Here is an 11,994-nt window from a genome sequence, read left to right on the forward strand (position 1 = left end):
TTTTTTTTGTCCAAAAAATCAGAATTATTAATGCCAGTTATTGATAAAAAGTGACTCTTATACCGTTGTACAAAAAGCAACATTTAGATAGTTTTGTTTCACTTCAATAATACAAATTAATGGATATCAATATTAAAATTGGCGACCGGATACGAGAATTAAGAAAAGAAAAAAAAATCTCACAAGAGGCATTAGCTAACCTGGCTGAAGTGGATAGAACTTATATGACAAAAGTAGAAACAGGTAAAAGATTAATATTATGCTGAAAACTATTATTTAACGAGGTTAATTGTACACAAGTCAATTAGTATTACAAAGCTACATTTGAATTTATCATAGTTGAAAATAATTTTAGAATAGTAATTAAAACCCATTATCAAAAAATGAAATATTTAGCAGAAATAATTTTCGGAAAAGATCAAGTAAGTAAATTTAACAATGATAAGCCTTTAGATGATTTTGAAAAAATAATCAACTTAAAAAAGTACACTTTCGAAACTCGAACAGAAAGAAATGCTTTTTACAAAGGAATCGGAGAAGCAATGGGCTGGTTAGATTTTAAAATTATTAAAGAATTCGAAGAGAAAGACTTTAAAGAAGAAAAGGAGGATGAAGATAAGTTTGATTATTGGGCATTTATTTATAGGTATTACCCAAAATACCATCAATGCAACAGCGTTTTATTAAGTGATATTTTAACTAGAAAACTTGATGGAGAAGAAATTTCTGAAAGTGACGAAGAGTATATTAAAGATTGGGATATTAGAAATGAGTTATTTGAAATAGATAAAGAATTACTTTGTAAGGCTTTTGAAAATTATTTTAATATTGCTTATCCTGAAAATCTTAATTTTTAAAGGGTAGGTATACCAATCGATTTTTTCTTAATTTATTAGATTCTTAATTAAAAAAACGAATGAAATATTTAAAAAACTTCAAATTTAAATCTTAGGATATGGAGTTTTTGTTTACAAGAGAAAAAAAATCTCAAAATGTATGAAATTAGTTTTTATCTATTCAAATGGTTTATAGTTGTTTAAAACTGATACTTAGAAAATGGAAAAAAAATAAAGTTTATATTTTGAAAATGTATTTGATTATGCCATTTTTTCTTTTAAATTTGTAACCATATGTGTAATGTTAAACAACTTGGTTATGAATGAATATCTTTCATTGTCTGAAGCTTCAGAATTAATAGGGAAAAGCAAAGAAACTTTAAGGCGCTGGGATAATGAAGGTAAATTAAGTGCTGTGCGAGAACCTATGAGTAATTATAGGATGTATAAAAAATCTGACATCACTACCTTGTTTTCAAGTTTTATAGATGGCACTATACAAGAAACAGTTTCAAATCATGTAGAGCCCGAAAATACTTATACTGTTCTAGAACTTTTTGCTGGAGCTGGTGGATTGGCTGTTGGAATGGAAAAGGCTGGATTGAAATGTGTTGCTCTAAATGAAATTGACAAATGGGCATGTGAAACATTAAGAACTAACAGGCCTGATTGGAATGTTTTGGAAGGAGATATTAAGAATTTTAATTTTTCAGAATATCACAATAAAGTAGATATTGTAACTGGCGGATTCCCATGCCAAGCATTTAGCTACGCAGGAAAAAAATTAGGTTTAGCTGATGCTAGAGGGACATTGTTTTATGAATTTGCTAGAGCTGTAAAAGAAGTAAATCCACCAATTTGTATTGGAGAGAATGTACGTGGTTTGTTAAGTCATGAGAATGGTAAGACTCTTCAAGGCATGATCTCAATATTAGATGAAATTGGTTATAATGTTGTACCTGTTCAAGTCTTAAAAGCAATTAATTATAACGTTCCTCAGAAAAGAGAAAGACTAATTTTAGTTGGAATTAGAAAAGATATTGATTTGAAATATGAATATCCAAAACCATATAAGAAAATTTATAATCTAAAAGATGCTTTAAAAAAAAGTGATTTGTTTGATTGTGATGTTCCGTATTCAGGAGGTTCAAAATATCCACAAAGTAAAGTTGATGTTTTAAAATTAGTTCCACAAAAGGGGTATTGGAGAGATTTACCTATCGATATTCAAAAAGAATTTATGGGGGGGAGTTTTTATCTTGGTGGAGGAAAAACCGGAATCGCAAGAAGAATTGGCTGGGATGAACCTTGCCTTACATTAACATGTAGTCCAGCACAAAAGCAAACAGAAAGATGTCATCCAGAAGAGACTAGACCATTTACAGTTCGTGAGTATGCAAGGATTCAAACCTTTCCAGATGATTGGCAATTTTCAGGCTCGATTGCGCAGCAATATAAACAGATTGGAAATGCAGTTCCTGTTAATTTAGGAAAGGAAGTTGGGTACTCTATAATAAATTTTTTAAATCAATATTACTCAAATATTAGAAGCTAAATAAATTGGAAGTTCTAATTTCGTAGGCTAATTCTTCGCATCCTTTTGTTATGTATTCTTTAGTATCTAAATTGTTTATTATTTGATGTAAATCAGCTACCAATCCATCATAAAAATTTGGAAATCCTGTAACTCTATGCCAAAAATCGCGACCAATTATTACTGGATGAATTTCGTCAATTTTTCTATAGTGCATACTTAATTGAGCTTGTTCTCCATATAGAACCCCTACAATGAAATCATTATTATTACTTCCAAGTAATGCATCATTAGTTCTAGCTAATCTAATAGTGTTGGTGAATTTTTTAATTAAAGGATTTACATCCTCTGAATTTATAGTATTTGGTCCCGATTTTAATTGACACCATTTTTTTCTACCATCAACTTTATCAAGAAATTCAATATCAATTCCTTTAATTGCTGAACCTTCAGCTAAATTAAGTTTTATAAACATCTTTTGAATATTGGTTCCAAATGAAGTATTTATTGAGGTTCCTAAAACTCTAGGGTAAAACAATGCTTTTGCAACGCCTTCAGGAGTATAGTTGCCTTCTAAAACTTTAGATAAATATTTAACAACTATTGGATTTATATTGTAGTTTTTAATTTTTGAATGTTTCTTTAAAGAAGCGTTAATATGATTTTCAAAAATATTAATTTCGAAATATTTAACTACTTTAAGTAATAATTCTTCTTCTGTTATTTGCTCCATTTTTGCTGCTTTAGATTGCTAAAGTAATAATTTTAATATCTAAAATAGGAAAAGCCACTACAAAGTGGCTTTTTCAATTCTAAATTATTCAGCATCCAAATAAGGATTTAAAGTTTCAGCTAATTCATTCAACCAATAAAAACCATTTTCAAGGCTTATTTTGTCAAATTTCAGTGTTTCGGATTCTCGCATTAGGCTTAAAGCAAGTATATAGTTTACTTGTCTAATTGTTTTTGCCATACTTATCGGGTCGATAGATTTGTTGAAGAAATCGGTTAACCGCAATTGGGTTTCTTTTGTAAGGGTGTTTGTACTCATAATCTTGAAGTTTAGGAAATATAAAACCCGTATGGGTTAGCTGTCCTACGCCTTCAAGAACGCGTTGCGGTTGTTTCCAATACCACCAGCATACCACACGGGCAAGAAGTTTTTTTGTGTACATAATCTTAAAGTTTAGGACTGCAAAGATACCAAAAAACACTTGCGATTAGTACAGTTTCTTTATCAATCTAAAAAGCTAGAGGTAATTATTTCTAGATGTATAATTTGCTTATTATTGTGGGACTTCCACTGCGTTCAGTCTTACAATATTGTGAAGATTTCTCTTTGCATCAAATGACAGAAAAGCATGAAATAAAACTCCATTTATTTTCATAATGTTTTATTAACTTATTCGTTTTTTTATTCAATTTTCGATAGCTTTGAGAAACAAACATTAAACATATAGTAAGATGAAAATTCAAATCAACACCGACAAAAACATTGATGGACACGAAAGATTAGAAGCTTATTTCTCTGGAGAATTAGAAAAGTCTTTAGCACGTTTTGATAACAAAATTACTCGTATCGAAGTGCATTTTGGAGATGAAAACGGAGAGAAATTCAGCGTAAACGATAAGAAATGTGTGATTGAAGTTCGTCCAGTAAAACTACAACCTATTACAGTTACAGACCACGCCGATACGCTTGAAAAAGCTTTCCAAGGTGCTTTAGGTAAAATTAAAAAATCACTTACTACTACTTTCGAAAAAATGAAAGAGTATTAATCTAAATACTAATAAATGTAAAAGGCATTATCTCAAAATAGATAATGCCTTTTTTTATTTTAGTAAAGTTGTCATTTCTTTCCAATGCAATATTTTGATTTTGTCGCTGCTGTTATTAGCAGCGTTAACCATTGCCTTGGCTATATCACTTGCTTCAATGCCTTTGTATTTACTTAGGTTTCCTATGAATAACGGATTGATTAATTTAAATATTCCTATGAATATTTTTTCCAGAGGTCGGCTTTCTTTTCTGTTTCCTAAAATCATCGAAGGGCGAACGATATAAGTATGGTCAAAATTCAAGTTAATAATATCTTGTTCCGTTTCTCCTTTTGTTTTAACGTAAAAAACCGATGAACTTGAGCTTGCTCCAACAGCAGAAACTAAAAAGACAGATTTTGCTCCATTTTCTTTAGCTAGTTTTGCTGCCAATACAGGATAATCATGGTCTATTTGGTAATAGATTTTTTTATCGGGTGTTTTCTTTTGTGTAGTTCCAAGAGCGATATAAACTTCGTCTATGGCGATATCTTTAACTACATTGGGTAAAGATTGAAAATCACCAATAAGAGTTTTTAGTTTTGGATGTTTAATGTCTAACTCTTTCCTAACAACGATTATTATCTGTTCGTAATTAGTATTACTCAATAAATTTTCGAGAATATAAGAACCAACTAAGCCACTTGCTCCATAAACAATTGCTTTTTTCATAACATTGAGTGATTTGTTTTGTGTAAGTTAGAAATTTTTGCCACAGATTTCACAGATTAGAATGATTAATCTTTTTTAATCCCTTAATCTGTGGCAAAAAAATAACTCTCTAGCTTTTATCTAAAGCTCCAGCAACATAACTATATGTTTATAAGGGTTTGTATTTTTGTTTCACGCAGATTTTGCAGATTGAGCCGATTTTTTTTCTAATCTAAAGCTCCAGCGAAGCGACATATGATTTTTACCACGATTCGATATGTCAGCTCGATGGAGGTTCTGTTGGTGTGTGTTTGATTTTTTTTCTGCATGAATCTTTGTGTAACTCTGCAGATTCTTTGTGAATCTCTGTGAAACTCCAAAAAATAAAATTAAGATAATAATAACGCTTTTCGCTGTTGTAAAAAGTAATTTTGCAGTCCCAAAAAACTTGTTCTTTATGAAAAGAAAAGAAACTTGATTTGGGTTATCAAATAATAAATCATTTAAAATAAATTCATGAAAAATCAACTACTCGCATTCTTAACCGCAGTTCTTATAGGTTTTGGTGTAAATGCGCAAGTAAAATCATCAGAAAAAAATGTTCTGGTTCTTATTTATTCTCAAAATGGAGGAACATATAAAATGGCGAAAGCTATGGCTGAAGGAATCCAGGAATATCCAAATACAAAAGCGACAATAAAACGTGTTACTTCTATTAATCCGAAAGAAAAATTAAATGCTGAGGTTGAGAAATTACCAATAGCAACTATTGAGGAATTAGCAAATTATGACGGAATCGCATTCGGGAGTCCAGTTCATTTTGCTAATATAAGTGCCGATATGAATTACTTTTTCAGCAAGAGTATTCCGCTTTGGACTTCAAGAGCTTTAGATGGAAAACCGGCAACAGTTTTTATGTCAGCAGGATCAGGTGCAGGAAAAGAAGCAGCAATATTATCTTTTTGGAATATACTAGCTTCCCACGGAATGGTAATTGTACCTACGGGAATTATGGGTACAGCTACGTTGGATAAATCAGTTCCTCAAGGGAATACTCCTTTTGGAGCAACTTCTTTAGCAGGTTCTGTTGGTACACGACCATCTGCCAGCGAATTGAATTTGGCAAAAGAACAAGGAAAAGCTTTGGCAAGAGTGGCTTCGGGATTAAAAAATACAGAAAGTGCAAAAGAAGTAAAAACAACTTCGGTAGAAAGCAAAGGGAATATCGATGTCAATAAAACATTAAAAGATAATAATATTGTGCTTCCAGAAGCTCCTAAACCAGTTGGGAACTATGTGCCTTATACAATTTCGAACAATAAAGTATACATTAATCAGGTAGCTTTAAAAGATGGTAAAATATTAAATCCAGGTAAAGTTGGCGCAACGGTTACAGAGGAGCAAGCTAAAGAAGCAACTTATCAGACGATGCTTAATGTTATTGCAGTTTTAAAAGAAGCTTGTGGTGGTGATTTGAATAAAGTAAAGCAATGCGTTCAGTTAACAGGATATTTTAATACAACTCCAGATTATACACAACACGCAGGGATTATGAACTCAGCTTCAAATTTAACGGCATTGGTTTTTGGAGAAAAAGGAAAACATGCAAGAGCAACAATTGGAGCGGCTTCGTTACCAATAAATTCGGTTGTGGAAATTCAGGCTATTTTTGAAATAGAATAAAGTATCTCCTATACTAAAAAAACAAAAACCCGAATACATTCTGAATGTATTCGGGTTTTTATTTTATGTTAATCGAACGAATTCGTTGGTTTTATGATTTTGGTAATGCTGCACCAACAGCAATATCGCAACGGTGCCCTTCTTGTCCGTGTGGTGGATTCATTCCAGGAGCAGTTACAGCATAATTAGTTGAACCTGCTGGAGGAGGAGGTACAGTTACTTGCTGACTAACGGTGCCCGATGCAGGTTGTGCAGTAGTAGTTTGTGTTGTAGTTGTTTTTGCAGCTGCAGAATTTAATGGTGCTCCAACAGCAATATCACAACGATGTCCTGCTTGTCCGTGAGGAGGATTCATTCCTTTAGGAGTTTTAGTAGTTGTTGGCTGTGGTGTAGTATTTGTAACTATGGCAGTTGTAGGTGCGGCTTGTGTTTGTGTTGTAACTTGTTGTACAGGCTGAGAAGAAGGCGAATTTAAAGGTGCTCCTACTGCAACATCGCAACGGTGACCAGGTTGCCCGTGCGCAGGATTAACTCCTCCTGTAGCGCCCATTACTGTATTTGGGTTTGCAGCTGGTGCTTGAACTGTCGAATTTGCTTTGGTAGTATCTTGTGCTAATCCTAATTTTACCAATTCTGAGGCTGGTGTACTTTCCTGAGGCTCTAATTCTTTTTTGCAAGAAATAAAAAGGATTGAGGAAATAACTAACGAACTTATAAGGATTTTCGGATTCATGGTTGCATAATTTTAAAGTTCTCAAATATACTCGTTTTTGATTGATTTTTGTAGTCCATATTTGTTAAAAGGGGTTTTTAGCTTGCCTTTTTACCGCAATGGGACGCGGATGATACGGATTTACAAAAGTAAAGACGCGGATTGAAAACGGATTTTAAAAAATAATTCAAACCTCAAACCGTCGGAAAGGGGAGAAAATCCGTTTAATCTGTGTTTTCGCTTTAGCGAATCTGTTTAATCCGCGTTCCTTCGGCATAGAGTTGGAGAAACTTTGCGGTTAAATTATCGCCACTCCAGTCCCGACGTTTCGGGATCGGGATAAAAGGATTAGACAGATTTCAAAACTTTGCGTTCTTTGCGTAAATCTTTGCACTCTTTGCGGTTAATTTTCAGCCACAGATTAAAAGGATTAGACAGATTTTAAAACTTTGCGGACTTAGCGTAGCTCTTTGTGAACTTTGCGGTAAATTCTCTATATTTCTGCTTTAAAAAACAAATAACCATATACCATGAAAAAATCAATCTTACTGCTATTATTCATTGCCTCTTTTGCGCAAGCACAAACATCTGATAAAGATAAAATTAATAAAACACTTGACGCTTGGCATAAAGCTGCAGCCGATGCTAGTTTTGAGCCATATTTCGCCTTAATGGCCGATGACGCTATTTTTATCGGAACAGACGCAACAGAAAACTGGAACAAAGCCGATTTTAAAGTTTGGTCGAAGCCATTTTTTGATAAAGGGAAAGCTTGGAGCTTTACTGCATTAGAACGTCATATCTTTTTTGATGCAACTGGAAAAACAGCTTGGTTTGATGAATTACTTGATACACAAATGAAAATTTGTCGTGGATCTGGAGTTATGGTAAAAGTAGGAAAAGAATGGAAAGTAAAGCACTATGTTTTGTCTATGACTGTTCCAAACCACAATGTAGATGAAGTTGTTAAAATAAAAGCACCATTAGAGGATGTTATAATTACTAAACTTAAGAAAAAGTAAGTAAAGACTTTGTTTTTAGTCTTTTAAAAGTTGAGGTTTCAATTTCGTTATAATATAATTGGCAAATTCATAACTTAATTGGAACCTCAAAATGGTATACTCTCAAAAAAGAGTGCTGAAAAATGCAATATCGATGATAGTTTAATGTTAAGTACTATTTTTTTGACCCTTGAAAATTAAAAGATTCATTTTTTTATAACTTTGACCCCTATAAAAACAGGGTTAAAGTAAAGTATTTTAAAAATGAAAATAGAAAAGCGCTGGATTATATCCTTTATTGTTATAAGTATTGTGTGTATAACTGGTGCATTTTGGCCAGCTGTTAACAGTACAGATTATATTCTTTCGGAATTTGGAACTACAGAACAAATTGTTCCTGCGGATGTTGCCTGGATGCTTACTTCTTGTTGCTTGGTTCTGATTATGACGCCAGGTCTTTCCTTTTTTTATGGTGGAATGGTTGGGAAAAAGAATGTGATTTCGACCATGCTCCAAAGTTTTATCTGCCTTGGTGTAGTAACACTTTTATGGGTTGTACTTGGTTTTAGTCTTGCTTTTGGGGAACCAATAGGAATTCATTCGGGAGGGAATTTTTATAGTTTCGTAGGTAATCCAACTACGTTTGCCTTTATGGATTATGTGGGTGTTTTGCCTCACAAACAATTAGCAAATACAGTTCCGTTTATGTTGTTTGCATTATTCCAGATGAAGTTTGCAGTTATAGCGCCAGCGATAATTACAGGTTCATTTGCCGAACGAGTTCGATTTATTTCCTATCTGCTTTTTATATGTTTGTTCACGATATTTATCTACGCGCCTTTATGCCACGCGGTTTGGTATCCTACAGGAATTTTAGGAACTTATTTTGGCGTTAAGGATTTTGCAGGAGGAACAGTAGTACATATGAGTGCAGGTTTTGCAGCACTGGCAGGAGTACTAGTTTTAGGAAAAAGAAAAAATAGCCGACACATACCAACCAATATCCCGTTTGTATTATTAGGAACAGGAATGTTATGGTTTGGGTGGTTCGGATTTAACGCAGGTTCGGCTTTAGCAGCCAATGGTGTTGCGGCAATGGCTTTTGCTACGACAACAACAGCATCTGCGGCAGCGATGTTAACTTGGGTGTTTTATGATAGAATCAACGGACGTAAGGTTTCTGCTTTAGGAGCTTGTATCGGTGCCGTCGTAGGATTGGTTTCGATTACGCCAGCTGCGGGATTTGTGTCTGTACCAGAAAGTATGTTCTTTGGATTTAGTGCTGCTTTGGTTTCGAACATGGTTGTAAATGCTAATTTCCTAAAGAAAATCGATGATACATTAGATGTTTTTGCCTGCCATGGAGTTGGCGGAATTATGGGAATGATTCTTACTGCAATATTTGCACATGGCGATAAAGCGAGTTTGCTTCATGGCGGATGGATGGTTTTTGCACACCATATGATGGCTTTGGTTTTGGTTTCGATATTTACTTTTTTCGGAGCTTATCTTTTATTTAAACTTACCAATGTAATTATCCCAATGCGAGTGTCAGAGGAGTCTGAACATATCGGATTGGATTTATCTCAACATGACGAAACTCTAGAACCTAAAATAAGAAGTGCTAATTAAAATTGGCTATAAATAAACACGGATTTAACCGCAAAGGTCGAAATCCCAATCCCGAAGCATCGGGACGGGATACGCAAAGGGCACGAAGCTTTTAAAATTTGTGTTAATTTGAGTAATTTGTGGCTGAAAAATTAACCGCAAAGTTCGCAATCCCGAGGCTTCGGGATACGCAAAGAACGCAAAGTTTAGTTCTCTTTTATACAGAAAACCACACTCAATATTTTGGTAGAAAAAAGCTATTAGAGATGGATTTTTTCATTTTTGAAATCCGATGCCATTCATTCGTATATATTCCTTAATTTTGCCGAAATATTTGTAAAAAAGTGGGAAGTAAAAATAAACTAAAGAGATTCAAGGAAAACGAAACATTTGATAACGTTTTTCAACCAACGAGAGAAGAAGTTGTAGGCGATTTATTTCCGCATAAAGGGAAATGGAACAAAGACTTCTTTAAGAATGATAATCCGTTGGTACTTGAACTAGGTTGTGGAAAAGGAGAGTATTCTGTAGGATTGGCTGAAAGATATCCAAATAAAAACTTTATTGGAATCGATATTAAAGGGGCTCGTTTTTGGCGAGGTGCCAAAACTGCTGTTGAAACAGGATTACATAATGTTGCTTTTATTCGTACTCAAATCGAATTAATCAACCATATTTTTGCTGAGAATGAAGTAGATGAAATCTGGATTACTTTTCCAGATCCGCAAATAAAATACAAACGTACTAAACACCGTATGACCAATTCGGAATTTTTACAATTGTATAAAAAAATCCTTAAGAAAGATGGTGTTGTAAATTTAAAGACTGATAGCGAATTTATGCACGGTTATACATTAGGATTGTTGCATGGTGAAGGCCATGAAGTTTTATATGCTAACCATAATGTGTATGTAAATGAAGGAAGCCCAGAAGAGGTTACTGCTTTTCAGACATTTTACGAGAAACAATATTTAGAAATTAATAAGGCAATTACGTATATTCGTTTCAAAATTAAAGCGTAATATTTCTTTTTTAATTTTATAATGCCCATTTTTTAATACATGATTCGTAACGCATGACATTTATTATTCCTTTGCTTTTAGGCTTTATTACGGCTTTTATTGGTATTATTCCGCCAGGATTAATCAACATGACGGCAGCCAAAGTGAACTTAAAAGAAGGGAAAAAGAATGCGTTATGGTTTGTTGCCGGAGCAGTACTTATTATATTCTGTCAGGTATATTTGGCGATTTTATCGGCTAGGATTATTGATCAGCGACCAGATGTTGTGATTTTATTGCGAGAAATTGGTTTTGGAATTTTTGCAGTCTTAACGATTTACTTTCTGTGGATTGCAAAAGAGCCAAAAAAGAAAAAAAATAAGATTAAAAATCAGAGCAAGAAAAGCCGTTTCTTTTTAGGAATGCTACTTTCTGCACTTAATTTTTTTCCAATCCCATATTACGTTTTTGTCAGTGTTACGCTGGCTTCCTATAAATTATTTTTATTCGAAAACCATTTTATATCCGTGTTTGTAACAGGATCAGTTTTGGGATCGTTTACAGTTTTTTACTGTTATATCGCTTTTTTCGAAAAGATAGAACAGAAAACAGATTACATACTTAAGAACATGAATATCATTATCGGGAGCATTACAGGAGTAATTTCGATAATTACACTTTTTAATATCATACGATATTATTTCGCTTAATTTTTACTTGAAAATAAAGCCATGGCAGAAGATAATTTTTTCGAAAGGGTTTATGTGATTGCAAGACAGATTCCGTACGGGAAAGTTACCTCGTATGGCGCTATTGCAAAAGCATTGGGTACGGCACGTTCGGCAAGAATGGTTGGTTGGGCAATGAATGGGTGCCATAATATGGATGATGTTCCTGCGCATCGTGTGGTAAACAGAAAAGGTTTACTTAGTGGTAAGCATCATTTTGACGGTACAAACTTAATGCAACAATTACTCGAAAACGAAGGAATAGAGGTTAAAGATAATCAGGTTGTAGATTTCGAAAAGCATTTTTGGCAACCCGAAATTGAGTTGTAGATGCTGAAAAAAAAGTTAACCATATAAGTAATATTAGTTCATTTAAGCGTTAAGTTATATGTGCTTATATAACTTATATGTTTTAAGAT

14 protein-coding genes are annotated in these 11,994 nt (G+C 33.5%); 10 read left to right on the forward strand and 4 right to left on the reverse strand.

What is annotated here, in order from left to right:
* Positions 1–119: 119 nt before the first annotated feature.
* From AC3IPI_RS07020 to dcm, 3 genes are all read left to right on the forward strand, one after another.
* Entirely contained in the window at positions 120–266 is a 147-nt protein-coding gene (locus AC3IPI_RS07020) for a helix-turn-helix domain-containing protein (RefSeq protein WP_489158052.1), read from the forward strand.
* Between the two features lie 117 nt (positions 267–383).
* A complete protein-coding gene (locus tag AC3IPI_RS07025) occupies positions 384–857 on the forward strand; it encodes a hypothetical protein (RefSeq protein ID WP_489158054.1) in 474 nt (157 codons plus the stop codon).
* 298 nt (positions 858–1,155) lie between these two features.
* Positions 1,156–2,391 carry a DNA (cytosine-5-)-methyltransferase gene (dcm, locus tag AC3IPI_RS07030; RefSeq protein WP_416348475.1) on the forward strand — a complete coding sequence of 412 codons (1,236 nt, stop codon included), beginning with the start codon at positions 1,156–1,158 and terminating at the stop codon, positions 2,389–2,391.
* On the opposite strand, the gene AC3IPI_RS07035 is transcribed toward dcm, so the two are convergent.
* Together AC3IPI_RS07035 and AC3IPI_RS07040 are read right to left on the reverse strand one after the other, a co-directional pair.
* Positions 2,381–3,103 carry a PmeII family type II restriction endonuclease gene (locus AC3IPI_RS07035; protein WP_323490228.1) on the reverse strand — a complete coding sequence of 241 codons (723 nt, stop codon included), beginning with the start codon at positions 3,101–3,103 and terminating at the stop codon, positions 2,381–2,383. The genes dcm and AC3IPI_RS07035 overlap by 11 nt on opposite strands.
* Before the next feature lie 84 nt (positions 3,104–3,187).
* Positions 3,188–3,421, reverse strand: a complete 234-nt coding sequence (locus AC3IPI_RS07040; protein ID WP_489158057.1) for a hypothetical protein — start codon at positions 3,419–3,421, stop codon at positions 3,188–3,190.
* 413 nt (positions 3,422–3,834) lie between these two features.
* Between AC3IPI_RS07040 and AC3IPI_RS07045 the strand changes: the two genes are divergently transcribed.
* Positions 3,835–4,149, forward strand: a complete 315-nt coding sequence (locus AC3IPI_RS07045) for an HPF/RaiA family ribosome-associated protein (protein WP_035622048.1) — start codon at positions 3,835–3,837, stop codon at positions 4,147–4,149.
* Positions 4,150–4,203: 54 nt separating this feature from the next.
* Here AC3IPI_RS07045 and AC3IPI_RS07050 read toward each other — a convergent pair whose 3' ends face one another.
* Entirely contained in the window at positions 4,204–4,860 is a 657-nt protein-coding gene (locus tag AC3IPI_RS07050) for an NAD(P)H-binding protein (RefSeq protein WP_489158059.1), read from the reverse strand.
* Positions 4,861–5,355: 495 nt separating this feature from the next.
* Here AC3IPI_RS07050 and wrbA point away from each other — a divergent pair, with 495 nt between their 5' ends.
* Positions 5,356–6,522: an NAD(P)H:quinone oxidoreductase gene (gene wrbA / locus AC3IPI_RS07055; protein WP_489158061.1), complete on the forward strand. Its 1,167-nt coding sequence runs from the start codon at positions 5,356–5,358 to the stop codon at positions 6,520–6,522.
* Between the two features lie 91 nt (positions 6,523–6,613).
* Here the strand turns inward: wrbA and AC3IPI_RS07060 are convergent, their stop codons facing one another.
* Entirely contained in the window at positions 6,614–7,255 is a 642-nt protein-coding gene (locus AC3IPI_RS07060) for a hypothetical protein (protein ID WP_489158063.1), read from the reverse strand.
* 509 nt (positions 7,256–7,764) lie between these two features.
* Here AC3IPI_RS07060 and AC3IPI_RS07065 point away from each other — a divergent pair.
* From AC3IPI_RS07065 to AC3IPI_RS07085, 5 genes are all read left to right on the forward strand, one after another.
* Positions 7,765–8,256 carry a nuclear transport factor 2 family protein gene (locus AC3IPI_RS07065; RefSeq protein WP_489158065.1) on the forward strand — a complete coding sequence of 164 codons (492 nt, stop codon included), beginning with the start codon at positions 7,765–7,767 and terminating at the stop codon, positions 8,254–8,256.
* 243 nt (positions 8,257–8,499) lie between these two features.
* Entirely contained in the window at positions 8,500–9,867 is a 1,368-nt protein-coding gene (locus AC3IPI_RS07070) for an ammonium transporter (RefSeq protein ID WP_039116989.1), read from the forward strand.
* Positions 9,868–10,190: 323 nt separating this feature from the next.
* Positions 10,191–10,868, forward strand: a complete 678-nt coding sequence (gene trmB / locus AC3IPI_RS07075; RefSeq protein WP_039113764.1) for a tRNA (guanosine(46)-N7)-methyltransferase TrmB — start codon at positions 10,191–10,193, stop codon at positions 10,866–10,868.
* A gap of 53 nt (positions 10,869–10,921) precedes the next feature.
* Entirely contained in the window at positions 10,922–11,557 is a 636-nt protein-coding gene (locus tag AC3IPI_RS07080) for a LysE family transporter (RefSeq protein WP_489158068.1), read from the forward strand.
* Positions 11,558–11,578: 21 nt separating this feature from the next.
* Positions 11,579–11,905, forward strand: a complete 327-nt coding sequence (locus AC3IPI_RS07085; protein WP_489158070.1) for an MGMT family protein — start codon at positions 11,579–11,581, stop codon at positions 11,903–11,905.
* Positions 11,906–11,994: the final 89 nt, after the last annotated feature.

The sequence above is a fragment of the Flavobacterium sp. GL_143 genome, assembly GCF_057834355.1.

Bases quoted from the DNA above. Each gene is read 5' to 3' on its own strand.
- AC3IPI_RS07020 (WP_489158052.1), top strand. From the start codon at position 120: ATGGATATCAATATTAAAATTGGCGACCGGATACGAGAATTAAGAAAA.
- AC3IPI_RS07025 (WP_489158054.1), top strand. From the start codon at position 384: ATGAAATATTTAGCAGAAATAATTTTCGGAAAAGATCAAGTAAGTAAA.
- dcm (WP_416348475.1), top strand. From the start codon at position 1,156: ATGAATGAATATCTTTCATTGTCTGAAGCTTCAGAATTAATAGGGAAA.
- AC3IPI_RS07035 (WP_323490228.1), bottom strand. From the start codon at position 3,103: ATGGAGCAAATAACAGAAGAAGAATTATTACTTAAAGTAGTTAAATAT.
- AC3IPI_RS07040 (WP_489158057.1), bottom strand. From the start codon at position 3,421: ATGAGTACAAACACCCTTACAAAAGAAACCCAATTGCGGTTAACCGAT.
- AC3IPI_RS07045 (WP_035622048.1), top strand. From the start codon at position 3,835: ATGAAAATTCAAATCAACACCGACAAAAACATTGATGGACACGAAAGA.
- AC3IPI_RS07050 (WP_489158059.1), bottom strand. From the start codon at position 4,860: ATGAAAAAAGCAATTGTTTATGGAGCAAGTGGCTTAGTTGGTTCTTAT.
- wrbA (WP_489158061.1), top strand. From the start codon at position 5,356: ATGAAAAATCAACTACTCGCATTCTTAACCGCAGTTCTTATAGGTTTT.
- AC3IPI_RS07060 (WP_489158063.1), bottom strand. From the start codon at position 7,255: ATGAATCCGAAAATCCTTATAAGTTCGTTAGTTATTTCCTCAATCCTT.
- AC3IPI_RS07065 (WP_489158065.1), top strand. From the start codon at position 7,765: ATGAAAAAATCAATCTTACTGCTATTATTCATTGCCTCTTTTGCGCAA.
- AC3IPI_RS07070 (WP_039116989.1), top strand. From the start codon at position 8,500: ATGAAAATAGAAAAGCGCTGGATTATATCCTTTATTGTTATAAGTATT.
- AC3IPI_RS07080 (WP_489158068.1), top strand. From the start codon at position 10,922: ATGACATTTATTATTCCTTTGCTTTTAGGCTTTATTACGGCTTTTATT.
- AC3IPI_RS07085 (WP_489158070.1), top strand. From the start codon at position 11,579: ATGGCAGAAGATAATTTTTTCGAAAGGGTTTATGTGATTGCAAGACAG.